We start from the raw sequence: 22,404 nt of genomic DNA, 5'->3' as shown, positions 1-22,404 counted from the left end.
CCTTGACCGGTCCCCACCAGGAGATTCCATGAAGCTTTCCCCCGCGATTCCTCGCCACACGACGGCGCCGATGCTGTCGGCCGCCTCGCTGGCGCTGGTCTGCACCGCCGGCCTCGTGGCCTGCGGCGGCGGCAGTGGTGACACCGCGTCGGGCGCCGACGCCGCGGCGGCCGCCGCGCCGACCGTCACCGCGACGGCGACGGTGTCGTCCGACCAGAAGACGGTGGAACTGGCCGCGCGGGCGCGCGACAGCGCCGGCGCGGTGGTCGAGGACGTCGACTTCGTGCTCGACGGCGTCCGGCTGCAGGCCGACGTGGCGCGCCGCGGTGACGACGTGGTCCTCAGCCTGCCGTCCGACGCGGCCGGCAGCGGCGCGCACGCGCTGGTGGCGGTGGCGCGCGACGCGCAGGGCAACCAGGCCGCCTCGAGTCAGGTCGCCTTCACGGTGCCCGCGACGAGCCAGGACAGCGGGCCGGCCGTGTCGCCCGCCGCTGCCGCCGCGACGCCGGCCGACACCGTGCCGCCGACGCTGACCGGCGGCGCGGTGACGGGGCAGTTCGGCCTGGTCCGCTTGTCCACGGTCGCCCGGGACAACGTCGGCGTCGACGCGATCTACTTCTACGTCGACGGCAAGTCGGTCGGCGGCATCACCAAGGCCACCGTCGACGCGGCGCGCAAGCCGCTGCTGGGCGTGAACGGTGCGCCGACCTCGTTGATCCTCGACACCACCGACCTGCCCGACGGCCCGCACGTCTTCAGCGCGCGGGCGCGTGACGGCAGCGGCAACACCAGCGCGCTGCAGGAGGTGCGTTTCGTCCTCGACTCGGCCAAGGGCCTGCGCGAGACGGAGCCCAACGAGAGCGCCGCGACGGCCAACGCGGTCGCGGCCTCGGCGACGCAGCTGTTCGGGACCTTGAACGGCCGCGCGCCCGGCACGCCGCTGCTGGACAAGGACTACTACAAGGTCAGCCTGCCCGCCAACGGCGCGCTGCGGCTGGATTGGCTGCCCTACAACCTCACGCGCAGCACCACCGACACCCTGGTGGTCGAGCTGGAGGACGCCGCGGGCCAGGTGATCGCCAAGGGCGCGACCTTCCAGGACACGCAGCTGAGCTACCGGAACGGCGCGCAGGCCCGCGACGTCTACGTCAAGGCCCGCGTGCTGACGTCGCAGACGACGCCGCGCCTGCGCTACCTGATCACGCTGACGCGTTGAGCGGGCCGGCGGCCGGCCGGGCGACGTCCTTGAGCCACGGCTGCGCCGCCCAGTGCGCCTGGGCGAATGCGTCGATGCGGTCGCGGTAGGTCATCGACAACCCGATCGCGTCGAGTCCCTCGAGCAGCATGCGCTGGTGGCGCGGGAGCATGTCGAAGCGCGCCTCGACGCCGCCCGCGCCGCGCAGCGTGAGCGTGGCCACGTCGATGCTCACCGCGTTGCCGGGCACCGCGTCGGCCTCGTCCATCAGGCGGCGGACGTCCGCCTCGGGCAGGGCCACCAGCAGCAGCCCGTTGCCCATCGCATTCGAATAGAAGATCTCGCCGAACCCCGGCGCGACGACGGCGCGGATGCCGGCCTGCTGCAAGCCCCAAACCGCGTGCTCGCGGCTGGAGCCGCAGCCGAAGTTGTTGCCGCCGATCAGCACCGAGACGCCGGCGTACGCGGGCCGGTTCAGCACGAAGTCGGCGCGCTCGCGGCCCTCGCCGTCGAAGCGCAGGTCGTAGAGCAGGCCGTCGCGCAGGCCGCGCTTGTCGATGCCGCGCAGGAACTGCTTGGGCATGATCTGGTCGGTGTCGAGGTTCTCGAGACGCAGCGCCGCGGTGCGGCCTTCGACATGACGGACGGGATTCATCGCGAGGTCTCCTGGCTGGTCGTGGCGCCGTCAATCAGCGGCGCCAGGCGGCGGACGTCGGTGAGCCGGCCGGTCACCGCGGCGGCGGCGGCCATCGCCGGGCTCATCAGGTGGGTGATCGCGCCGCGGCCCTGGCGGCCTTCGAAGTTGCGGTTGGTCGTCGAGGCGCAACGCACGCCGTCGGCGAGCACGTCGTCGTTCATCGCCAGGCACATCGAGCAGCCCGGCTGGCGCCATTCGAGCCCCGCGTCGAGGAACACGCGATCCAGCCCTTCGGCCTCGGCCATCGCGCGCACCGCGCCGGAGCCCGGCACCACCATCGCGCGCACGCCGGGCGCCACGTGGCGCCCGCGCAGCACGTCGGCGGCGGCGCGCAGGTCCTCGATCCGGCCGTTGGTGCAGGAGCCGATGAACACGTGCTGGATCGGCGTGCCCGCCAGCGCCGCGCCGGCCTCCAGCCGCGCGTAGCGAAGGGCGCGCTCCGCCGCCGAGCGGGCCGGGCCGTCGCCCATGACGGCGGGGTCCGGGACCGCGGCGTCGATCGGCGCGACCTGGTCGGGGCTGGTGCCCCAGGTCACCTGCGGCGCGACCTCGGCGGCATCGAAGCGGTGCTCCACCTCGAAGACCGCGTCCGCGTCGCTGCGCAGCGTGCGCCAGTGGGCGAGGGCGGGCTCGCGCCACTCGCCGGCGAGGTCGGGGCAGCGGGCCAGCACGTAGTCGATCGCCGTCGCGTCCGGCGCGATCAGCGCGCCGCGAGCGCCGGCCTCGACGGCCATGTTGCACACGGTGAAGCGGGCCTCGACGGACAGGGCGTCGATCGCCTCGCCGCAGAACTCGACGACATACCCGCGCGCGCCCTGCGCGCCGATGCGGCCGATGATCGCCAGCACCAGGTCCTTGGCCGTCGTGCCCGGGGGCAGGCGGCCATCGACGCGGATGCGCATGTCCTTCGCGACGCGGTAGACCAGCGTCTGCGTCGCCAGCACGTGCTCGACCTCGGTCGTGCCGATGCCGAAGCCCAGCGCGCCGAGCGCGCCGTAGGTCGTCGTGTGGCTGTCGCCGCAGATGACGACCATGCCGGGGCGGATCATCCCGTGCTCCGGCGCGACGACGTGCTCGATGCCCTGCATCGCGTCGGTCGTGTCGAACAGCCGGATGCCGTGACGGTCACAGTTGGCCTTCAGGTTGGTCGCCTGCAGCGCCGACGGCGGATCGGCGATCACGCGCAGCTTCGGCGCCACCGGATGCGTCGGGATGATGTGGCTCACCACCGCCACGTTCTGGCCCGGCATCGCGACGCCGCGGGCCTGCTCGTGCAGCCCGGTGAAGGCCTGCGGGCTGGTGTACTCGTTCATCAGGTGCAGGTCGCAGAACAGCAGCACGTTCTGCGCGTCCAGCTCGGCCACGGTGTGGCCGTCGACGAGCTTGCGGTACAGCGTCTTCGGCCCGGCGCCGCGGACGGGCGGCGCGGCCTGCGGCAGCGAGGCGGTCATGGCTGGGTCTCCTTCGAGCGGGTTTCATCGACGGCACCGGCACCGGCACCGGCACCGGCGGCATCGATGGCGCGGGCCGGTTCATCGGCGGTGAAGAACGGCAGGACGCGCTCGAGCAGCAGCGCCGGCGCTTCCTCCGGGATGTAGTGGCCGCAGGGCAGGGCCTCGCCGCGCACATCGGCGGCGATGCGGCGCCACAGCGCCAGCGGCTCGAAGCAGCGGTGCACGACGCCCTGCGCGCCCCACAGCGCCAGCAGCGGCATCGTCAGCACGTGACCGGCGGCGCGGTCCGCGCGGTCATGCTTGAGGTCCAGGTCCGCGCTGGCGCGGTAGTCGCCGCAGATGCCGCGCGCGGTGCCGGGGATCGCGAGCGCGCGCTGGTACTCGGCCAGCGCGAGCGGGTCGAACGGTGCCAGCCCCGCGCTGCGGCGGCCCATCACCTCGACGGCGTAGGCGGCCGGGTCGGCCTCGATGAGGCGCTCGGGCAGCGGCGCTGGTTGGATCAGCAGGAACCAGTGCCAGTAGGCGCGGGCGAAGGCGTCGTTGGCGCCTTCATACATGTCCAGCGTCGGCGCGATGTCCAACAGCGCCAGGCGGCGCACGGCGGCCGGCGTGTCCATCGCGAGCCGGTGCGCGACGCGCGCGCCGCGGTCGTGGGCCAGCAGGTCGAAGCGCTCGTGCCCCAGCGCGCGCATCAGCGCCACCAGGTCGGCCGCCATCGCGCGCTTGCTGTAGGCGGCGTCGCGCGGCCCGCCCTCGGGCTTGGACGAGTCGCCATACCCGCGCAGGTCGGCCGCGACGACGGTGAAGCGCTCGGCCAGCGCCGGCGCGACCTTGTGCCAGATCGCCCGCGTCTGCGGATGGCCGTGCAAAAGCAGCAAGGCCGGGCCGGTCCCGCCGACGGTGGCGTGGATGTGGACGCCCTCGGCGGTGGCGACCTGCACATGGCGGAAGCCGGGGAACAGCGTCCGGAGCGCGGGGCTGACGTGGGTGTCGTCGAGGACCTCGGGGGCGTCGGCGACGTGCGCGTAAGGCGCAAGGGGCGCGAGGGGCGCGGGCATGCGGTCTCCTTTGAAGGGCGGGCCGGTCCGCGCGACCGGGGCCGCCGCCGATCGATCGCGGTGCGGGCCGCGTCGTCGGGGAGATGCAGGTCGTGGGATCGTCCTCGTTGACCCGGATTCTGGAAGTGAACTGGGCGAACATAATTTCCGGTTCGGCAGTTCTTTCGTTCCGGAGGTTCATCAATGGACGGCTTCTCCGACCTGGCCTTTTTCGCGCTGCTGGTGAAGCAGGGCAGCCTGGCGGCGGCGGCGCAGCAGCTGGGCGTGACGCCGCCGGCGGTCAGCAAGCGGCTCGCGGCGATCGAGCGCCGGCTGGGCGTGCGGCTGCTGCAGCGCACGACGCGGCGCATCGGCCTGACGCCCGAGGGCGAGACCTACCTGGTCGACGGCACGCGCGTGCTGGAGGAACTCGAGGCGCTGGAGCGCACCGTGGCCGGCAGCCGCGCAGCACCCAAGGGCCGGCTGCGCGTGTCGGCGAGCTTCGGCTTCGGGCGCAAGCACATCGCGCCGGCGCTGTCGAAGTTCGCGCGCAAGTTCCCCGACGTCGAGGTGCAACTGGAGCTCACCGACCGGCCGGTCAACCTGATCGAGCAGGGCCTGGACCTGGAGGTCCACGTCGGCGAGCCGCCCGACGCGCGGCTGACCGCGCGGCTGCTCGCGCGCAACCGGCGGGTGCTGTGCGCGTCGCCCGCCTACCTCAAGCGGGCCGGCGAGCCCCTGTCGCCGCGCGAGCTGGCGCGCCATGCCTGCCTCTTCATCCGCGAGAGCGACGAGACCTTCGGCACCTGGCACTTCCGCCAGGGCACGCGCAAGGAGACGGTGAAGGTGCGCGGGCCGCTGGCCGCCAACGACGGCGAAAGCGTGCTCGCCTGGGGCCTGGACGGGCATGGCGTGCTGATGCGCTCGCTGTGGGAGGCCGCGCCGATGCTGCGCTCCGGGCGCCTGCGGCCGGTGCTGGCCGACTGGGAGCTGCCCGCCGCCGACATCCACCTGATCTACCCGCCGCGCGCGCAGCTCTCGGCCAAGACCCGCGCGCTGGTGGACTTCCTGCTCGAGCGCTTCGAGCCGCACCGCGGCGAGGCCCGCGACGACGACGGCGGCTGGTGAACCGGCGCCCCCGTGTCAGGGGACTCGCCTCCGATTAGCGAACTGCGCAGAATCGACAGCCACAAGGCAACCTGGGAGGCTGGAGATGAAGGCATATCTCGCGGAATTGATCGGCACGTTCTGGCTGGTGCTGGGCGGCTGCGGCAGCGCGGTCCTGGCGGCAGCGTTCCCGCAACTGGGGATCGGGCTGCTGGGGGTGTCGCTGGCCTTCGGGCTGACGGTGCTGACGATGGCCTTCGCCATCGGGCACATCAGCGGCTGCCACCTGAATCCGGCGGTGTCCGTCGGGTTGTGGGCCGGCGGTCGATTCGACGGCAAGCAGTTGCTGCCCTACATCGTGGCGCAGGTCGTCGGCGGCGCGCTGGCGGGCGGGGTGCTCTACCTGATCGCCAGCGGCAAGGCGGGCTTCACCGTCGGCGGCTTCGCGTCCAACGGCTTCGGCGAGCACTCGCCGGGCGGCTACGCGATGGGCGCGGCGCTGCTGTGCGAGGTGGTGATGACCGCGATGTTCCTGTTCATCATCATGGGCGCGACCGACAAGCGCGCGCCGGCCGGCTTCGCGCCGATCGCGATCGGGCTGGCGCTGACGCTGATCCACCTGATCAGCATCCCGGTGACCAACACCTCGGTGAACCCGGCGCGCAGTACCGGCGTGGCCTTGTTCGCCGAGCCGTGGGCGCTGCAGCAGCTGTGGGCGTTCTGGGTCGCGCCGATCGTCGGCGGCGTCATCGGCGGCGCGGTGTACCGCGCGTTGTCGAAGGACTGAGGCGCCCGACGACCCTCACCCCGGCCCTCTCCCGCTGCGCGGGAGAGGGGGAAGCGGAGAGGGCAAATCGTCCTAGGGCAATGTGTCCTAGGGCGTTCTGTCCTAGGACGATCTGTCCCTTCCGCGACGTGGCCGAAGTCGCAACACTTCGCGGCCATGGACGCCTTGATCCTTGCGCGGATGCAGTTCGCGCTCAACATCACCTTTCACATCCTCTTCCCGACGATCACGATCGCGCTGGGCTGGGTCGTGCTCTTCATGCTCTGGCGCTGGCGGCGCACCGGCGAGTCCGCGTGGCTCGCGGCCTACCAGTTCTGGACCAAGGTCTTCGCGCTGAGCTTCGCGTTGGGCGTCGTCAGCGGCGTGACGATGAGCTTCCAGTTCGGCACGAACTGGCCGGGCTTCATGGAGCGCGCCGGCAACATCGCCGGACCGCTGCTCGGCTACGAGGTGCTGACCGCCTTCTTCCTGGAGGCCGGGTTCCTCGGGATCATGCTGTTCGGCCGCGAGCGGGTCAGCCCGCGCGTGCACTTCATCGCGACGGCCACGGTGGCCTTCGGCACCACGCTCAGCGCGTTCTGGATCCTGAGCCTGAACTCATGGATGCAGACGCCGCAGGGCCACGAGATCCGCGACGGCGTGATGCACGCGGTCGACTGGTGGGCCATCGTCTTCAACCCGTCGTTCCCGTACCGGCTGGCCCACAAGCTGCTCGCGTCGGGGCTGACGGCGGCCTTCCTCATTGCCGGCGTCAGCGCCTGGCAGATGCTCAAGGGTGTCGAGCGGGCGGAGACGAAGCGCGTGCTGCGCCTGGGCCTGACGATGGCGGCGGTGCTGATCCCGCTGCAGTTCCTGGCCGGGGACTTGCACGGGCTGAACACGCTCAAGCACCAGCCGGCCAAGATCGCCGCGATGGAAGGCGTGTGGACCACCGAGCGCGGCGCGCCGCTGCTGCTGTTCGCGGTTCCCGATGAGCAGGCGAAGGAGAACCGCTTCGCCATCGGCATTCCGCGGCTGGCGAGCCTGATCCTCACCCACGACGCCGACGGCGAGATCCGCGGCCTCGATGAATTCGAAGGCGCCCGCCCGCCGGTCAAGCCGCTGTTCTTCGGCTTCCGCGTGATGGTCGGGATGGGCGTGTTGATGGGGGTGTTCGCCTGGGGCGGCTGGTGGGTGTACCGGCACTCGGGCTGGCAGCGGCTGCCGCGCCCCTGGTTGTGGGGCCTGTCCTTCATGACCTTCTCCGGCTGGATCGCGACGGTGGCCGGCTGGTATGTCACCGAGATCGGCCGCCAGCCCTTCATCGTCTACGGCCTGCTGCGCACGCAGGAGGTGGCGGCGCACAACCCCGGGTCGATGATCGCGGCGTCGCTGGCCGGCTACGCGACCGTCTACCTGGCGCTGCTGATCGCCTACATCGCCGCCATCAAGCGGATGGCGGAGAAGACCGACAAGGGCCTGCCCGCCGCGACCGGCAACGGCCCCGCGCCCGTGATCTCGAGGACCTTCGCATGAACGCGCTCGCGACGATGAACGCCGGGGAGGGCGGCGCACTGCCCGTGATCTTCATGGCCCTGATGGGCTTGGCGCTGCTGATCTACGTCGTGCTGGACGGCTACGACCTCGGGGTCGGGATGCTGTCGGCATCGGCGACGGAGGCCGACCGGGATCGGATGATCGCCTCCATCGGTCCCTTCTGGGACGCCAACGAGACCTGGCTGGTGCTGGCCGTCGGCCTGCTGCTGATCGCTTTCCCGAAGGCGCAGGGGGTGGTGCTGACGGCGCTCTATGTGCCGGTGGTGCTGATGCTGCTCGGGCTGATCCTGCGCGGCGCGGCTTTCGATTTCCGCGCCAAGGGCGACCCCGCGCACAAGCGCTGGTGGGACGCGGCCTTCGCCGGCGGGTCCGCGATGGCGTCGTTGACGCAGGGGTGGATGCTGGGACGGTACGTGACCGGCTTCGAGGACGGCGCCGCCGCGCAGGTCTTCGCCGCGGGCATCGCCGTCGCGCTGACGGCCTGCTACGCGCTGCTGGGCGCGGGCTGGCTGCTCATCAAGACCGAGGACGACCTGCAGCGCCGCGCCGTGACTTGGGCGAAGCGGGCGTGGCCGGCGGTGGTCGCGGGCCTGGTCGTGGTGTCGATCGCGTCGCCCTGGCTGAGCCCGACGGTGCGCGCGCGCTGGTTCGACATGCCGGGGCTGATCGCGCTGGCGCCGCTGCCGCTGGTGGCGCTGCTGGCGATGGCGGCGTTGCGCGGGTTGCTGAACTCGCACCGTGTGCTGGGCAAGCTCAGCTGGGCGCCGTTCGCGCTGATGGTGGTGGTGCTGACGCTCAGCTTCTTCGGGCTGTCCTACAGCCTGTATCCGTTCGTCGTCATCGACCGCCTCACGCTGTGGGAGGCCGCGGCGGCGGATGAGTCGCTGCGCTTCATGCTGGTGGGCGCGGTGGTGACGATGCCGGTGATCCTGGCGTACTCGTTGTTCTCTTATCGCGTGTTCAAGGGGAAGGTCAGGGCGCTGGCGTATTGACTGCCAGCGCTCGACGACGGCAGTCGACGGAGGTGCCCGAGAGCCCGCGCTCAACGACGGCAGTGAAGGGCGATGGCAACATCGCACCTTCGCCGCCCACGGCGCGCCTCCCAAGAAGAACACCATGGACCTCCCGTCGTTGCTTTCCCTGGCCGAGCTGGCCTGGCCGGTGCTGTTGAAGGGCACCGGCTACACGCTGCTGTTCGCGGTGATGGCGATGATCTTCGGCCTGCCCTTGGCGGCGCTGATCACGCTGGTGCGGGTATTGCGGCTGCCGGTGTTGAACCAGGTGATGGTCGTGTACGTGAGCGCGATGCGCGGCACCCCGTTGCTGGTGCAGGTGTTCATCGTGTATTACGGCCTGCCGAGCATCGGCATCGAGTTTTCCCCGTTGGTGGCCGGTGTCCTGACGCTGACGCTGAACGTCGCCGCCTACATGAGCGAGACCTTGCGCGGCGCCATCGGCGCGATCGAGCAGGGGCAGTGGCTGGCGGGCACGTCGCTGGGCCTGAGCCGCCGGCAGACGCTGCGTTACGTGGTCGGCCCGCAGGCCTTGCGCGCCGCCGTGCCGAGCCTGTCCAACAGCCTGATCTCGCTGATCAAGGACACCTCGCTGGTGTCGGTGATCGCGGTGACGGAGCTGATGCTGGCGACGAAGGAGGTGATCTCGACCACCTTCCAGCCGTTCCCGCTCTACATGGCCGCCGCGGCGATCTACTGGCTGCTGAGCTTCGCCTTCGAGCAGGTGCAGAAGTGGATGGAGAAGCGGATGGCGTACCCGCATTGACCGGCGGCCCCGTGGCTTCCGGCATCCCGCGCCGCGCGGGCGGGCATCGCCCCGCGCCGGACAGCCCGCCGCGATAGTTCGTCCCCATGAGCGCCGCCCCGATGACCCACACCCCTTCCCATCTCTCCACGCACCTGCGCCTGGTCGGCATGGCGGTGCTTTGGGGCGCGTCGTGGCCCTGGGGCCGGGTGCTGGCGCAGGCGATGCCGCCGCTGGCCGCCGCCGCCTGCCGCTTCCTGATCGCCGGCGCGATCCTGATGGTCTGGCTGCAGGCCACCGGCCGGCTCTCGGCGCTGCGGACCTGGACCGCGAGACGCTGGGCCGGCATGGTGCTGGCCGCGAGCTTCGGCGTCTTCGGCTACGCGACCTTCTTCATGAGCGGCCTGAAGCATGTGCCGGCCGGCAAGGGCGCGCTGGTGATCACGCTGAATCCCGTGATCACGCTGCTGCTGGCGGCGTGGATCTTCCATGAGCGCCTGAACAAGCGCATCGGGCTGGGCATGGCGCTGGCCGCCGTCGGCGCCGCGGTCGTCATCACCAGGGGCGAGCCCTGGCATGTGCTGGACGGCCGGGTCGGCATCGGCGAGGTGCTGCTGCTGGGTTGCGTCGCCTGCTGGGTCGCGTACACGCTGATCGGCCGCAAGGTGATGGCCGGCGTGGACGCGCTGACGACGACCGCCGTGACCGCCGCCATCGGCGCGGGGATGCTGCTGGTGCTGACGCTGGCGGTCGACGGCACGGCGGGCATGGCCGGCGTGCTGGCCGCGCCGCGCAACGCGTGGCTGTGCATGGCGGGCATCACCGTGGGCTCGACCGCGCTGGCCTATGCCTGGTACTTCGATGGGGTGAAGGCGCTGGGTGCGGGCGCCGCCGCCGGCTACATCACGCTGGTGCCGGTGTTCGGCGTCGTGTTCTCGGCCATGTGGCTGGGCGAGGTCGTCGACGCGTCGCTGCTGGTCGGCGGCACGATGGCGATCGTGGGCACGGCGCTGATGAACCTCGGCCGGCGCTGAGCCGGCCCGAGGTGTCGCCGCCGGGCGGTCGGCTTACTTGCGGGCCGAGCCCAGCAGCATCACGCCGCCCACCGCGATCGCGGCCACGCCGGCCCACAGCGGGACGTTGACCCGCTTGGTCTCCTCGACCTTGAGCTCGATCGGGCCGAGCTTGGCCGCGGTGTTCTCCTTCGTGTACGAGAAGCCGCCGTAGACCAGGCCCAGCACGCCGGCGACGATCAGGATCACGGCGAAAAGTCGAATGCCACCCATGGCGTCCTCCAAAGGGATGTTGTCGGTGAGGGGGCCTCGGATCCGCGGCGACAAGGGGAGGCCGGCGCGGTTCCGGGGTGGCTCATTGAAGCGCTTGTGTTCGGCGCCGCACGTAGGACGCCGCCGCATGCCGGCGTGGGCCGCCGCCGCGCGGTGAGAATGCCGCGATGCATCCGCTCCGAGTCCTCGCCCTCACGCGCCGCCATCCCTCCGCGATCCTGCTGCTGGTCCAGTTGGCCGGCCTGCTGCTGTATCCGCTGCTGGAGACGAGCCGCTCGGCCCCGCTGGCGCTGGGCGCCTTCGGCATCGTGGTGCTGATCTTCACGACCCGCATGGTGCGCAGCACGCCGGGCCTGACCTGGATCAGCGCGACGATCGCGCTGCCGGCGATCGTGCTCCTGCTGCTGCAGGCCTTCCTGGGCAAACACGAGCTGCTGCCCTGGTCCTCGGCGCTGGAGGCGCTGTTCTACTTCTATGCCGCCGTCAGTCTGATCGCCTACATGATGAGCGACTGGCACGCGACCACCGACGAGCTCTTCGCCGCCGGCGCGACCTTCACGCTGATCGCCTGGGGCTTCGCGCATGTGTTCGTCGTCGTGCAGACGGTGTACCCGGGCAGTTTCTCGGCCGCGGTCGACCCGCAGTCCCCGCGCACCTGGACCGAGCTGATGTTCCTGAGCTTCGCGCTGCTGTCGAGCACCGGCATCGGCGACGTGATCCCGGTGCGGCCGCTGGCGCGGGCGGTGACGACGGTGGAGATGTTCGTCGGCGTCATGTACCTGGCGGCGGTCGTGTCGCGGCTGATCGGGCTGACGCTGATCCGCAAGCGGGCGATGTCGGACCTGGACTGACGCGCCCTCGCGCCCTCGCGCCCTCGCGCTTGCGATCGATCAAGGCCGGAGGCCGCGCGTGCAAACCGCGCCCGTCGGGGCGCCCACGCGCTCCTGTCCATCGCTATCGTCGCCGGCTTTTCACAGCCGGACACGGCGAGCAGGGAGGCGGCGATGCCGATGGAACTCTTCAACGGCGGCGGCCATCGCTGCCTGATGTTCAGCGACTTCAGCCATGACGACGGGGTGCAGGCCAACCAGTTCCTGATCGTCGACGGCACCACCGGCGCGGTCATCGATCCGGGTGGCAACCTGGCCTACAACGACCTCTACATCGGCATGACGGGCTGTTTCCCGCCGCACCGGCTGTCGGCGATCCTGGCCTCGCACGCGGATCCGGACATCATCGCGTCGCTGGACCGCTGGATGACGGCGACCGAGGCGCCGGTCTACATCTCGACGATCTGGGAACGCTTCGTCCCGCATTTCTGCAAGCCGGGCAAGACGGCGGGCCGCGTCATCGGCATCCCGGACCGCGGCATGCACATCGCCGTCGGCGCGAGCGAGCTGGTCGCGCTGCCGGCGCACTTCATGCATTCGGAGGGCAACTTCCAGTTCTGGGACGCGGCCAGCGGGATCTTGTTCTCGGGCGACCTGGGCGTGTCGATCGGCGTCGATCCCAGGAAGCCGATCGCCGAGCTGGGGCCGCACATCGCGTCGATGGCCGCCTTCCATCGCCGCTACATGGTCAGCGGCAAGGTGCTGAAGCTGTGGGCGGAGATGGTGCGCCCGCTGCCGATCCGCATGATCGTGCCGCAGCACGGCGCGCCGCTGGTCGGCGAGGCGGTGCGGCAGTTCATCGACTGGGTCGGGACGCTGAGCTGCGGCATCGACCTGGTCTCGCAGCGCGACTACGCGTTGCCCTGAGGTCCCGCGAGCGGGCGGGGCTGGCGCGGGACGCGCTCAGCCCTTGGACGGCGGGTCGTCGCGGCGCAGCAGCCGGTCGACGCCGGTGCCGGCGCCATCGGCGGCGCGGGTGGTCAGGTCCTTGGCCCAGGCGAAGCCTTTCTTCGCCGCGCCCATCGCCTGGGCGGCCGCTTCGGCGGTGGTGCTGCGGACCTGCTCGGCGGAGGGCAGGCGGTCCTGGGTCCAGGTGGCGGCCTTGCGGGCGGCCTCGGCGGCCTGGGTCGCCGCTTCTTCCGCATGGGCGCGGACCTGGTCGACCGACGGCAGCTGCTGCTGCGTCCAGTCGGCGGCCTTGCGCGTGGCGCCCCAGGCCTGCGCGGTGGCGCCGCCGGCGAGGGTCACCGTCTGGTTCCAGCGCTTGGAGAGTTCGCCCGCCGGCGCGGTCGCGAGCAGGCGCACGACGGTGTCCAGCGCCTCGGTCTCGGCGGGCGTGAGCGGACCACCGGCCTCGAGCATGCCGCGCATGAACACGCCGAGGTCCTTGGCGATCGCGGCGTGGTTGCAATCCGGATTCAGGTGCAGGAACTGGGCGCCCTCGACGGCCATGGCCTCGAGGTCGCTGCCGGCCAGGCGCGCCTGGACTGCGTCGACGGACTGTTCGACGAAGGCGCGGTTGAGGCCCCAGTCGGCGATCAGGTGGTCGACGAGGTACTGGCGCTCGGCGGGCTCGATGGCGCCGTCGACGGCGGCCAGCCGCAGCGACAGCGGGGCGATCAGGTCGAACAGCGCCAGGCCCAGCGTGTCGAGCGGCGTGTTCAGGTACTTGGGGATCTCGATGACGCGCTCGCCCTTGGTCGAGCTGAGCAGCCGGTACATGCCGTAGCAGGCGCCGCCGGAGGCGAGGGCGGCGAACGCGACCCAGCCGATCGGCGTGGCGGAGGCGCCGAGCAGCGACGCGACCATCCCCGTCTTGGCGACGGCCGCGCCGGCGCCGGCGGCACCGAGCACGTCCCAGACCTCGCGGCCGCGGTTGATCATGCGCAGCGACGCGTAGGCGGCCTCGCCGATGGCGAGCTTTGCCTTGAATCGCAGCGGATCGGCAACGACCTGGTCGACGCCCTTGAGCTCGGGCGGAGGCAGCAGCAGCGGCGCGGAGGCGGACATGGGCAAGGGCTCCAGGGGGATGGGGAGGAGTCTAGCGAAGTGCCCTGGCCAACCCCGGCCCTGCCCCCTGCGCCGTTCAGCGCTTCACATACGCATCGATCGCCTTGCGCGCCAGGAAGGACTGGTCGCTGAACAGGCCGTCCATGCCGAGCTTGAGGAAGGCCTCGATCTGGCCGGCGAGATTGCCAATCGCCGTCGGGTCGGCGCTGCTGTCGAACTCGTCGGGCAGGAAGTTGTTCTCCGCGCGGAAGGTCCAGCCGTGCACGACCAGCCCGGCCGCGTGGGCGTCCTTCACCAGCGTCGTCGGCGTGCCCAGCCGGCCCGCCACCAGCGGGATCATCAGGTTGGTGTTCGCGCCGATGCCCTGCGCGTAGCTGGAGATCTCCGCCAGCCCGGCCGGCTTGGCCAGGTCGGCGTAGGTGCGCTTGTCGCCGCTCAGCGTGAAGTCGTAGGGCTGGCCCGAGCCGTTGAGCAGCTGCACCAGCGGCACGCGCGTCATGCGGTTGAGCTTGCGCAGGTTGCCCACCTCGAAGGACTGGATGAACACCGGCGCGTCCGCGCCGCGGTAGCCGTACTTGTTGAGCATGCGCACCAGCGGCTCCTCCAGCGGCTTGCCGATGCCGGCGAAGTAGCTCGGGTGCTTGGTCTCCGGATACACGCCGATCGGCTTGACCTTGCGGCCGTGGCCATGGCCCCAACGGCCGTCCTTGTCGTCCCTGGCTTCCTGCTGGCGACGCTCGTTGGCCTGTTGCACCAGCTGCAGCACTTCCTCGAAGGTGGGTACCTCGAACATGTCGTTGAAGCGCGCGTTGCCCGGCCGGATCTGCGGAATGCGCTCGCGGGCGCGCAGCGTCTTGAGCTCGGCCAGCGTGAAGTCCTCGGTGAACCAGCCGGTGATGGCGACGCCGTCGATCGACTTGGTCGCCTTGCGCGACGCGAACTCGGGACGGTCCGCGACGTCGGTCGTCGCCTCGCGGACCGAGCCGTCCGGGTTCAGGATCGCGATCGCGTTCTCGTGGCGCGCCACCAGCACGCCGTCCTTGGTCAGCACCAGGTCGGGCTCGACGTAGTCGGCGCCTTGCTCGATCGCCAGCCAGTACGCGGCCAGCGTGTGCTCGGGCACGTAGCCGCTGGCGCCGCGGTGCGCGATCAGCAGCGGCTCCTTGGCGCGCGGCGGGTGTTGCCAGTCGTGGGCGGACGCGCCGGCCACCAGCGAGCAGGCGGCGACGGTGGCGAGCAGGACGGTGCGAAGCAGCTTCATGCGGAACTCTCCTTCGGGCGGAGTGGGGTCGTTCGGGCGCGGGCGGGCACGGCGCGCGTGGCGGCGGCGTGACGATCGCGTGGGAAAAACGTGAGGCCGTGAGGCGACCGAAGGGTAGAGCGCGGCGGATGACCCTTTGATGATGAGCCCTGAGGCGGAAGTCCCCTGAAACAGGTCTTACACGCGGGGGCCGGTTGCGGAGGCCGGGGGCAGGGAAGGGGATGGGGCGGTCCGCGGCGCCGTGGCGCGCCGACGCCGGCGGAGCGCGGCGTTCAGGACGCGAGGGCGCGGACTTCGTCGCCGTCGCCCGGACGGCAGTCGGCCGGCAGCGGCGTCCAGCCGCGGCGGATGACGACCTCGCGGGCCGAGGCGCAGAACTCGATGCGCTGTGCCCGGGGCACCAGGCGATGGGCGAAGGCCTCGAGCGCATCCGGCGTCGAGACGCGCAGCCGCATCGCGTAGAGGTCGTCCACCGGGTGATCGTCGGTGTGGATCAGCGGCACGAACTGGGCGGCGAACATGACCGCGTGCGACGGCACCACCACCGGCGCCGGGTCGTAGCCGAGCGCGCCCAGCCAGCGTTGCGCCTGCGCGCGGGTCGGCGCTTCGGGCACGGGCGCCTCATCGCGTGGTGCCCAGGCGAAGCCCATCAGCTCGGCGACCCACTGGTTGCAGTTCTGGTAACGCGTGCCGAAGGCATAGGCGTTGGCGCTGTAGCGCGACGACAGCAGCGCGAGCGCGAGCCGGTTGTCGAGCGCGCGAGCGGCAAGCCGTTCGCCGTCGCCATCGGGCAGGGTGACGATCGAGAGCCGGACCGGGTCGGTGTTGCCCGCGCTCAGCAGGAAACCGGCGAGCCCCTGGTCATAGAGCTTCGCGCGCGATTCGTCGCAGGCGTAGTAGAGCTGGCGGACCGACCACGGGCCGTTGCGGCTGTCCTTCAGCGCGAGGCCGCTGTGGGAGTACTGGAGCCGGAAGCGGCTCAGGTCGGTGCCCGACCGCGACACCAGCGCGGCGGAGACGCCGCTGGCCTCGAGCACCCGCCGCGCGAGCGCGACCACCTGGAGCTGGCGGTCCTGCTCGGTGGCGCTGATGTCGGCGGGACGGTCGCAGAAGTTGCCGGCGTGCGCCGCCGGCACCGCGGCCAGCGTCGCCAGCAGCGCCGCGACGGGCAGGCACCGTCGCGAGGCTGCCCGGCGGTCCACGGTCACAGGGTGACCGGATGCGATTCCAGTTCGCGATGCCAGTCGTCGCGCAGCGCGAGCAGGAAGGCCTGCTGGTTCTCGGCGCGGGCGAACTCGTAGCCGTAGTCGCGCTGGCGGGCGAGCACGCGGTCGCCGACGCGCAGCGGCTGGCCGGCGATGGCCTGCTTGGGGACGTAGAGGAAGAACTCGGTGCCGCCTTCGGCGCGGACCGGCTCCAGGCGCAGGCGCGTGGTGTCGGGGCGGCCGGCGGCGTCCTCGACGGCCAGCACCTTGTATTCGCCCTCGGCGACCTTGCGATCCCGGCTGGAGCTGTCGCTCGACTGGCCGATCGAGTCGGACAGCTGGCGCGAGGAGACCGAACCGGCGCTGGAGGCCGAGGTGGCGATGCTGTCGGCATGCGCCGGCGCGATGGCGAAGGCCGCCAGCGCGGCCGCGGCGGCGGCGATCAGGGAGACGCGGGAAGACCGGGAAAAGCTGTGGCGCATAAGACCGTCCATGTGCAAGTGGGTCCGGCCGCGAGGCGGCGGCGGGACGGCGCAAGCATAGGGGATGACGGACTTTCAGGTGTGCGGGTCGGCGCAGTGCTCGAACACCTGTTGCACAGCCTGGAGTTGGTCCTCCACGTGCGCACCGTCGATCGTGCTGCCCAGCATGTAGTCGGCAAGCACCCGGAGCCGCCGTTGCTTCTCTAGCAGCTTGCCAAGCGACTCGGAGCGCTCCATGAGCGCGCGACCGCAAAACGGATGCGGCCACTTCAGCCGCTCGATCAGCCGTGCGTGGACGCCACCTTGCGCCTGGCATTCGCTCTTGTAGGGGAGCAACCCTTCCCATCGCAGGCAGCGGTGATACGACGCGTAGTAGGCGCGCGAGACAGCGGCGCGCCGGCGCGCCTCGGTACTGGCATGTTTGGCCAGGTCTTCGACGTCGCGTCGAAGCAGTTTTGCCGTGACCTTCATGGCGACCTCACGCCTCATCGTCCTCGTCCCCTTCGAGCCAGGGACGACGGGGCGGCCAGTCCGCGGGGTCATGAGGATGCGCGGACCGATAGTGGACGATCACGCCGCAACCCGGAAAGTGGCAGGCGCAGATCAGCCGGCCCAAGTCTTCGTTGAGCTGCGACGTGCGATAGCTGTTGGCATCGATGGTCAGTTCCAGGGTGATGTTTGGCGAGCAGCACTCGTCCTCCCAGAACCGGATCTCCACCGGACCTCGGCACAAGGAGACATCGTTGAGCGTCAGAACGGCCATGGCCATTCGCACCCTCACGTAGGTCTCGACACAGCGCAACTGCCTTTGTTCGAAGAAATCGTTGAACTGTTGGGCAATCCTCCGCCAGTCGACCGGCTCCGTGTTGTCGACCGGCAGATCGCACAACGGCCAGGTATGGGCCAGCTCCGGATGCCGCAATAGATGGACCAGCGTGTCCACGCCGTCCGACCAGGCACCCGGCGCAACCACCGGCAAACGGTCGTCGACCGGGGCGCCGGCCATCGCGTCCGTTCCAACAACTTCCTTCAACAACGCGCTCATCGCATTCATCCTTTCGCCACTGCAAAGACATCCCGAATGCCCTGCAGTTTGGTGATGAGCGAGGCCGGGTTCACTCCCTCGGAAGAGCGCATCGTCGGGGGATACCGGTTCCAGTAGGCCGGTCCCCCGACGCATACAGACATGAATCATGGAAGTTCGCGGGGTCAGGCGTTGCCTGCCCCGCGGGCCGCCGCTTGTCGATGGACAACGGCGGCCCCGGCGCTCAGTTCAGCTCGCCCGCCGGCACCACCGGCAGCACGATGCTCGACGGCCGCAGCGGGCCGGCCAGGATCGTCGTGACGTTGCCGTTCGCCTGCGCCTGCAGCGGCCCGGGCCAGATGCCCTGCGCCTGGTTGCTCGCGCTGATCGCGATGCGCAGCCGATGCCCGGCGCGCACCAGCGCCGCCACCGGGAAGACCTCCACCGGCACCAGCATCGGCTCGCCCGCCACCACCGGCAGCGCCGCGCCCGCGGTGAACGGATGCCACGGCTGGATCATCGTCCCGTTGACGAAGCGCGACCGCGCCGGATCGACCGCGCGGTGCGCCGCCGACATCAATCCGTGCGTCAGCGGCTTGACCGTCCCCGTGGCCGGATCCACGTCGTCGACGCGCACCGACAGCGCCGCCTGCGGCCGCGTCGCCGTGATCCACAGGTCGGCCTGGATCGGCCCGTTCAGGTAGAGGTCCTGCGCCATCGGCGCGCTCTCGTAGACCGACGCGCCCTGCAGCGACTCCACCCGCGCGCTGTCCGAGTAACACGGCTTGGGCAGCAGCCCCGCCAGGCCCAGCGTCCACTGCACCTGGCTGGCCGAGCAGTCGCTGTGGTCGCGGACCTGCACGCTCGCGGTGAACAGCGATCCGAGCGCCGTCCCGCGCGTGGCCGTCGGCGCCGGCGGCTCCATCACCGTCGCGCCCGCGGCCGTCGCCGGGATCCGCGCCGCCAGGCTGCCGTCGGGCTGCAGGTACCAGCGCTGCGGCGCCATGCGCGGATGCGGCCAGTCGCTCGCCGTCGCGAAACGCGGCGTGCCGCCGCTGCCGTAGCCGTCGACGAACTGCGTCACCGTCGGCAGCGACTCGGCCCCGGTCGCGCGGTCCTGCAGGTAGCGGTCGAACCACTGCAGCAGCAGCGAGGTCGTGCTCGGCGGTCCGTACGACGGCGCGCCGCCATAACCGCCGATGCCCGCCTGCACCGACTGCAGGTGCGCGCCCGGCAGGATCGCCAGCTTGGCCGGCACGTTGCGCTTGAGCTGCTCGTACAGCAGCGGCTGGTCGCGCTGGAAGATGTCCAGCGATGCCCCGACGATGAAGGTCGGCACGCGGATCCGGCCCGCGCTCTCGATCGGCGAGCGCGAGGCCCAGAACGTGCCGTCGTCGGTGGCGATGCCGCTCGTGCCGCCGACGAAGCCGTCGAAGGTCGGCGCGTACCAGGCGTCGATCGCCGCCACGTGGTCGGCGGTCGCCGCGTTGATCTGGCTCGCGTACCAGGGATTGAGCAGCAGCTCCGGCGCGTTGGCCACGCTGAGCGACTGCGTCAGCGGCAGCCAGGTGCTCAGGAACTGCGCGTTGAACAGCCCGCCGGTGGCCGCCACGCCGCGGAACGCGTCGCCCATGGGCACCTGCGCGAAGGCCGCTTTCACCGCCGGATGCTGCTGCCCCGCGGTCAGCAGCGAGCTGATGCCCAGGTAGGAGGTCCCCGCCACGCCGATGCGCCCGTTGAAGAACGGCTGGCGCGTCACCCATTCGACGGCCTCGCGGTAGGCCTGCTGCTCCTCGGCGCCGATCAGCTGCGTCACGCCGCCGCTCATGCCGGTACCGTGCGCGTCGATCGCCACCGTCACGTAGCCGCGCCGCACCATGTACTGGTCCAGCCCGCCGATCAGCAGCGTGTTGCCGCCAGCCGGCGTGAACACGCCCAGGAACTGGCCGACGTCGATCCGGTAGGCCGTCTGGGTCAGCACCACCGGATACCGCCCGGATTTGGGGAAGCCGAGGAGGTCGGCCGGCATCGACACCAGCACCGCGAGCTGCTTGCCCGACGACAGCCGGATGAACTGCAGCGGCAGCGTGACCGCGCGCGGGTGGTCCGGCGCGCGGGCATAGGCGGCGGCGGGCCAGGAGGCGCCGGTGTTGGCGGTGACCGCGGGATTGGGCGCGGCCAGCGTGCCGCGCGTGCCCAGCGTCGTGGTCTGCGCGAACACGGCGGTGGCGGCGCCGGTCGCGGCCAGCGCCGCCAGCGAGGCCGCGGTGGCCAGCGGCGCGAGCCGCACGCCAAGGCGTCGCGCGGCATCGCGCGGGGTAGGAGAGGCCAGGGTCATGTCTTGTCTCCGTCGGCCCGAGGGTCGGGTGGTCGCTCGAGCGACTCTGTGAGGCATGAGCCGGCGACTATGCCGGCCCGCGCCCCGCCCGGCATGGAGGGAAATCAGGAGTCCGACGGGTATGCGGCTTGCCGCGCCAGCGCCGCCGCGAGCGCGCGGAAGGCCTGCGCGCTCGGACTTGGTGCATGACCGCGGTGCCAGATCATCGTCAGCCCGCGCACGACGCGCAGGTCCCGCACCGGCAACTCGACCAGCACGCCGGCCGCCAGTTCCTCGGCCACCGAGCGGCGCGACACCCACGACACCGCGTGGCCCAGCCGCAGCAGACGCTTGATCGCGTCCGGGCTGCCGATCGACAGCTGGGGCGCCAGCGTCAGGCCCAGCGACGCGTAGGCGCGGGCGACGACCTCGCGGGTGCCGGAGCCGGGCTCGCGCATCACCAGCTCGCCGTCGCCGACCTCGGCCGCCGTCAGCGAGCGGCGTTGCGCCAGCACATGCTTCGCGCCGGCGACGGCGACGATCTCGTCCTCGCCCAGCGGCAGCGCGTCGAAGGCCTCGGCGTCGTGCGGGCCCTCGATCAGGCCGAGCTGCGCCTCCAGCGCCCGCACCTCGTCCTGCACCTGGCCGGTGTTGGACACCGACAGCGCCAGCGAGACCTCCGGATGCCGGCGCCGGAACTCGTCCAGGATCGCCGGCAGCACATAGGCACCGGTGGTGCGGCTGGCCGCGATCGCCAGGTGGCCGCGGCGCAGGCCGGCGAGCTCCGCCACGGCGGTCTCCGCCGCCTCGGCCAGCTTGAAGATCTGCGCGCCGTAGCCCGCCAGCAGGCGACCGGCCTCGGTCGGCTGCATGCCGCGCGGCAGGCGGTCGAACAGCGGCACGCCGAGGCGCTCCTCCAGCGCGCGGATCTCGCGTGTCAGCGCGGGCTGGCTGACATGCAGCCGCTCGGCCGCGGCGGTGACGCTGCCGGTTTCGACGACGGCTTGGAACGCGGCCAGGTGGGTGAAGTTCATGGGAAGGGAGGCGGAGAGGGTCTTGGCATGCCTCAAAGGCATCGATTAGATCGTAAATATGTATTTTTCATATCGTTATGCGTTTTCTAGAGTTCGGGCCATGGAATCCCCGCTGTCTCCCCTCTCCGCTACCGACCCGGCGCCCAGCCTGCTGCTGCGCGTGGTCCACGGCTTCACCCCCAACTGGTTCGCCCTGACGATGGGCACCGGCGTCGCCGCGCTGGTCCTGGCGTCGCTGCCGCTGACCGGCACCGCCGCGCGCCTCGCCCACGGCGCGGCCCACGCGCTCTGGCTGCTGGACGCCGCCGTCTTCGCGCTCTTCCTGCTCCTGCTGCTGGCCCGCCTGGCGCTCGACCGTCGCGCCCTCGGCGAGCTGCTGGCGCACCCCCAGCAGTCGCTGTTCTTCGGCGCCCTCCCGATGGGCCTGGTGCCGGTGATCAACGGCCTGGTGATCTTCGAAGGCGCCTCCTCGCCCGCCGCGATCCACGCGGCGCTCGGCCTGTGGATCGCGGACGCGGCGCTGTCGGTGCTGGTCGCCGTCGCGGTGCCGTACTGGGTGATCACGCGGCAGGACCACCGCCTGGACCGCGTCACCGCCGCGCTGCTGCTACCGGTGGTCGCCCCCGAGGTGGCCGCCGCCAGCGCCGCCGTGCTGGCGCCGCACCTGCCGGCCGAGACCGCCCAGTGGGTCGCCGGCACCGGCTACGTGCTGTGGGGCCTGTCCGTGCCGCTGGCCTTCTCCATCCTGACGCTGGTGCTGATCCGGCTGATCCTGCACAAGCTGCCGGCGCGCGAGCTCGGCGTGACCAGCTGGCTGACGCTGGGCCCGATCGGCACCGGCGCGCTGGGCCTGCTGACGCTGGGCGAGGCCGCGGCCCACGCCTTCGCCGGCACCGGCACCGGCCTGGCCGCCGCGACGGCCGCGGCGCGGGACCTGGGGCTGGTCGGCGCGCTGCTGCTCTGGGGCGCGGGCCTGTGGTGGCTGGCCTGCGCGCTGATGTTCACCCGCCATTACCTGTCGGCCGGCTGGCGCGACGGGCTGCCCTTCAACCTCGGCTGGTGGGGCTTCACCTTCCCGCTGGGTGTCTACACGCTGGCGACGCTGCAGCTGGCGCGGGCGACCGGCTTCGGCGCGTTCGCCTGGATCGGCGCGACGCTGGGCGCCGCGCTGCTGGGGCTGTGGGCGCTGGTGCTCGGCCGCACGCTGGCCGACCTGGCCGCGCGCGCCGCCCAGGCTGCGCGTCCGTGCACGACGTCACGCCGCGCCGCCGCCGCGCTGTCGGGATCGGCCGCCCCGGCCGCGCTGTAGGTCAAGCGACTACAC

General features: G+C 71.5%; 22 protein-coding genes. 10 read left to right on the top strand and 12 right to left on the bottom strand.

Going from position 1 to position 22,404, the window contains the following annotated elements; translation table 11 throughout:
- Positions 1-28: 28 nt before the first annotated feature.
- Entirely contained in the window at positions 29-1,216 is a 1,188-nt protein-coding gene (locus N5D62_RS02925; protein WP_279755992.1) for a hypothetical protein, read from the top strand.
- On the opposite strand, the gene leuD is transcribed toward N5D62_RS02925, so the two are convergent.
- From leuD to N5D62_RS02910, 3 genes are read right to left on the bottom strand one after another with little or no spacing between them, the layout of a single operon-like run.
- Positions 1,200-1,850 (bottom strand): 3-isopropylmalate dehydratase small subunit, encoded by a 651-nt coding sequence (gene leuD, locus N5D62_RS02920; protein ID WP_279755990.1) that lies wholly within the window; start codon positions 1,848-1,850, stop codon positions 1,200-1,202. The two genes, N5D62_RS02925 and leuD, sit on opposite strands and share 17 nt — an antisense overlap.
- A complete protein-coding gene (gene leuC, locus N5D62_RS02915) occupies positions 1,847-3,343 on the bottom strand; it encodes a 3-isopropylmalate dehydratase large subunit (protein WP_279755989.1) in 1,497 nt (498 codons plus the stop codon). Before leuC ends, leuD begins: the two co-directional genes overlap by 4 nt.
- Positions 3,340-4,404 (bottom strand): alpha/beta hydrolase, encoded by a 1,065-nt coding sequence (locus tag N5D62_RS02910; protein WP_279755988.1) that lies wholly within the window; start codon positions 4,402-4,404, stop codon positions 3,340-3,342. Before N5D62_RS02910 ends, leuC begins: the two co-directional genes overlap by 4 nt.
- Positions 4,405-4,587: 183 nt before the next feature.
- On the opposite strand from N5D62_RS02910, the gene N5D62_RS02905 reads away from it, so the two are divergent.
- From N5D62_RS02905 to N5D62_RS02880, 6 genes are all read left to right on the top strand, one after another.
- Positions 4,588-5,511, top strand: a complete 924-nt coding sequence (locus tag N5D62_RS02905; protein ID WP_279755987.1) for a LysR family transcriptional regulator — start codon at positions 4,588-4,590, stop codon at positions 5,509-5,511.
- Between the two features lie 85 nt (positions 5,512-5,596).
- A complete protein-coding gene (gene aqpZ, locus N5D62_RS02900; protein WP_279755984.1) occupies positions 5,597-6,277 on the top strand; it encodes an aquaporin Z in 681 nt (226 codons plus the stop codon).
- A gap of 156 nt (positions 6,278-6,433) precedes the next feature.
- Positions 6,434-7,792: a cytochrome ubiquinol oxidase subunit I gene (locus N5D62_RS02895; RefSeq protein ID WP_279755983.1), complete on the top strand. Its 1,359-nt coding sequence runs from the start codon at positions 6,434-6,436 to the stop codon at positions 7,790-7,792.
- Positions 7,789-8,805: a cytochrome d ubiquinol oxidase subunit II gene (locus N5D62_RS02890; protein WP_279755982.1), complete on the top strand. Its 1,017-nt coding sequence runs from the start codon at positions 7,789-7,791 to the stop codon at positions 8,803-8,805. Before N5D62_RS02895 ends, N5D62_RS02890 begins: the two co-directional genes overlap by 4 nt.
- 124 nt (positions 8,806-8,929) lie before the next feature.
- Positions 8,930-9,592, top strand: a complete 663-nt coding sequence (locus tag N5D62_RS02885) for an amino acid ABC transporter permease (protein WP_279755980.1) — start codon at positions 8,930-8,932, stop codon at positions 9,590-9,592.
- Positions 9,593-9,678: 86 nt separating this feature from the next.
- Complete coding sequence (locus tag N5D62_RS02880; protein ID WP_279755978.1) at positions 9,679-10,605, top strand: DMT family transporter; 927 nt, start codon at positions 9,679-9,681, stop codon at positions 10,603-10,605.
- Between the two features lie 33 nt (positions 10,606-10,638).
- Here N5D62_RS02880 and N5D62_RS02875 read toward each other — a convergent pair whose 3' ends face one another.
- Positions 10,639-10,857: a hypothetical protein gene (locus tag N5D62_RS02875; protein ID WP_279755977.1), complete on the bottom strand. Its 219-nt coding sequence runs from the start codon at positions 10,855-10,857 to the stop codon at positions 10,639-10,641.
- Positions 10,858-11,024: 167 nt separating this feature from the next.
- Between N5D62_RS02875 and N5D62_RS02870 the strand changes: the two genes are divergently transcribed.
- On the top strand, positions 11,025-11,708 hold the full coding sequence (locus N5D62_RS02870) for an ion channel (RefSeq protein WP_279755976.1): 684 nt from the start codon (positions 11,025-11,027) through the stop codon (positions 11,706-11,708).
- A 153-nt stretch (positions 11,709-11,861) separates the two neighbouring features.
- Positions 11,862-12,614 (top strand): MBL fold metallo-hydrolase, encoded by a 753-nt coding sequence (locus N5D62_RS02865; protein WP_279755975.1) that lies wholly within the window; start codon positions 11,862-11,864, stop codon positions 12,612-12,614.
- 36 nt (positions 12,615-12,650) lie between these two features.
- On the opposite strand, the gene N5D62_RS02860 is transcribed toward N5D62_RS02865, so the two are convergent.
- From N5D62_RS02860 to N5D62_RS02825, 8 genes are all read right to left on the bottom strand, one after another.
- Positions 12,651-13,757: a hypothetical protein gene (locus N5D62_RS02860; RefSeq protein WP_279755974.1), complete on the bottom strand. Its 1,107-nt coding sequence runs from the start codon at positions 13,755-13,757 to the stop codon at positions 12,651-12,653.
- Between the two features lie 76 nt (positions 13,758-13,833).
- On the bottom strand, positions 13,834-15,018 hold the full coding sequence (locus N5D62_RS02855) for a glycerophosphodiester phosphodiesterase (protein ID WP_279755973.1): 1,185 nt from the start codon (positions 15,016-15,018) through the stop codon (positions 13,834-13,836).
- Between the two features lie 272 nt (positions 15,019-15,290).
- Positions 15,291-16,220, bottom strand: coding sequence for a DUF2145 domain-containing protein (locus N5D62_RS02850; RefSeq protein WP_279755972.1), 930 nt, complete (start codon positions 16,218-16,220; stop codon positions 15,291-15,293).
- A 2-nt stretch (positions 16,221-16,222) separates the two neighbouring features.
- Positions 16,223-16,705 (bottom strand): hypothetical protein, encoded by a 483-nt coding sequence (locus N5D62_RS02845; RefSeq protein WP_279755971.1) that lies wholly within the window; start codon positions 16,703-16,705, stop codon positions 16,223-16,225.
- 75 nt (positions 16,706-16,780) lie between these two features.
- Positions 16,781-17,176 carry a hypothetical protein gene (locus tag N5D62_RS02840; protein ID WP_279755969.1) on the bottom strand — a complete coding sequence of 132 codons (396 nt, stop codon included), beginning with the start codon at positions 17,174-17,176 and terminating at the stop codon, positions 16,781-16,783.
- A 7-nt stretch (positions 17,177-17,183) separates the two neighbouring features.
- Positions 17,184-17,750 carry a hypothetical protein gene (locus N5D62_RS02835; RefSeq protein WP_279755967.1) on the bottom strand — a complete coding sequence of 189 codons (567 nt, stop codon included), beginning with the start codon at positions 17,748-17,750 and terminating at the stop codon, positions 17,184-17,186.
- 223 nt (positions 17,751-17,973) lie between these two features.
- On the bottom strand, positions 17,974-20,067 hold the full coding sequence (locus tag N5D62_RS02830; protein WP_279755966.1) for a CocE/NonD family hydrolase: 2,094 nt from the start codon (positions 20,065-20,067) through the stop codon (positions 17,974-17,976).
- A gap of 104 nt (positions 20,068-20,171) precedes the next feature.
- On the bottom strand, positions 20,172-21,080 hold the full coding sequence (locus N5D62_RS02825; protein WP_279755965.1) for a LysR family transcriptional regulator: 909 nt from the start codon (positions 21,078-21,080) through the stop codon (positions 20,172-20,174).
- A gap of 100 nt (positions 21,081-21,180) precedes the next feature.
- Between N5D62_RS02825 and N5D62_RS02820 the strand changes: the two genes are divergently transcribed.
- Positions 21,181-22,389 (top strand): C4-dicarboxylate ABC transporter, encoded by a 1,209-nt coding sequence (locus N5D62_RS02820; protein WP_279755964.1) that lies wholly within the window; start codon positions 21,181-21,183, stop codon positions 22,387-22,389.
- Positions 22,390-22,404 lie beyond the last annotated feature (15 nt).

Origin of the sequence: Mitsuaria sp. GD03876 (assembly GCF_029840635.1) — a bacterium.
In the GTDB taxonomy this organism is placed as follows: Bacteria; Pseudomonadota; Gammaproteobacteria; order Burkholderiales; family Burkholderiaceae_C; genus Roseateles.
The sequence above is the reverse complement of the archived record's forward strand: the minus strand, read 5'-3'. Positions and strand labels throughout refer to the sequence as shown.

Coding starts and splice junctions, on each gene's coding strand:
- N5D62_RS02925 (WP_279755992.1), top strand. CDS start 29: ATGAAGCTTTCCCCCGCGATTCCTCGCCACACGACGGCGCCGATGCTG.
- leuD (WP_279755990.1), bottom strand. CDS start 1,850: ATGAATCCCGTCCGTCATGTCGAAGGCCGCACCGCGGCGCTGCGTCTC.
- leuC (WP_279755989.1), bottom strand. CDS start 3,343: ATGACCGCCTCGCTGCCGCAGGCCGCGCCGCCCGTCCGCGGCGCCGGG.
- N5D62_RS02910 (WP_279755988.1), bottom strand. CDS start 4,404: ATGCCCGCGCCCCTCGCGCCCCTTGCGCCTTACGCGCACGTCGCCGAC.
- N5D62_RS02905 (WP_279755987.1), top strand. CDS start 4,588: ATGGACGGCTTCTCCGACCTGGCCTTTTTCGCGCTGCTGGTGAAGCAG.
- aqpZ (WP_279755984.1), top strand. CDS start 5,597: ATGAAGGCATATCTCGCGGAATTGATCGGCACGTTCTGGCTGGTGCTG.
- N5D62_RS02895 (WP_279755983.1), top strand. CDS start 6,434: ATGGACGCCTTGATCCTTGCGCGGATGCAGTTCGCGCTCAACATCACC.
- N5D62_RS02890 (WP_279755982.1), top strand. CDS start 7,789: ATGAACGCGCTCGCGACGATGAACGCCGGGGAGGGCGGCGCACTGCCC.
- N5D62_RS02885 (WP_279755980.1), top strand. CDS start 8,930: ATGGACCTCCCGTCGTTGCTTTCCCTGGCCGAGCTGGCCTGGCCGGTG.
- N5D62_RS02880 (WP_279755978.1), top strand. CDS start 9,679: ATGAGCGCCGCCCCGATGACCCACACCCCTTCCCATCTCTCCACGCAC.
- N5D62_RS02875 (WP_279755977.1), bottom strand. CDS start 10,857: ATGGGTGGCATTCGACTTTTCGCCGTGATCCTGATCGTCGCCGGCGTG.
- N5D62_RS02870 (WP_279755976.1), top strand. CDS start 11,025: ATGCATCCGCTCCGAGTCCTCGCCCTCACGCGCCGCCATCCCTCCGCG.
- N5D62_RS02865 (WP_279755975.1), top strand. CDS start 11,862: ATGCCGATGGAACTCTTCAACGGCGGCGGCCATCGCTGCCTGATGTTC.
- N5D62_RS02860 (WP_279755974.1), bottom strand. CDS start 13,757: ATGTCCGCCTCCGCGCCGCTGCTGCTGCCTCCGCCCGAGCTCAAGGGC.
- N5D62_RS02855 (WP_279755973.1), bottom strand. CDS start 15,018: ATGAAGCTGCTTCGCACCGTCCTGCTCGCCACCGTCGCCGCCTGCTCG.
- N5D62_RS02845 (WP_279755971.1), bottom strand. CDS start 16,705: ATGCGCCACAGCTTTTCCCGGTCTTCCCGCGTCTCCCTGATCGCCGCC.
- N5D62_RS02840 (WP_279755969.1), bottom strand. CDS start 17,176: ATGAAGGTCACGGCAAAACTGCTTCGACGCGACGTCGAAGACCTGGCC.
- N5D62_RS02835 (WP_279755967.1), bottom strand. CDS start 17,750: ATGAGCGCGTTGTTGAAGGAAGTTGTTGGAACGGACGCGATGGCCGGC.
- N5D62_RS02830 (WP_279755966.1), bottom strand. CDS start 20,067: ATGACCCTGGCCTCTCCTACCCCGCGCGATGCCGCGCGACGCCTTGGC.
- N5D62_RS02825 (WP_279755965.1), bottom strand. CDS start 21,080: ATGAACTTCACCCACCTGGCCGCGTTCCAAGCCGTCGTCGAAACCGGC.
- N5D62_RS02820 (WP_279755964.1), top strand. CDS start 21,181: ATGGAATCCCCGCTGTCTCCCCTCTCCGCTACCGACCCGGCGCCCAGC.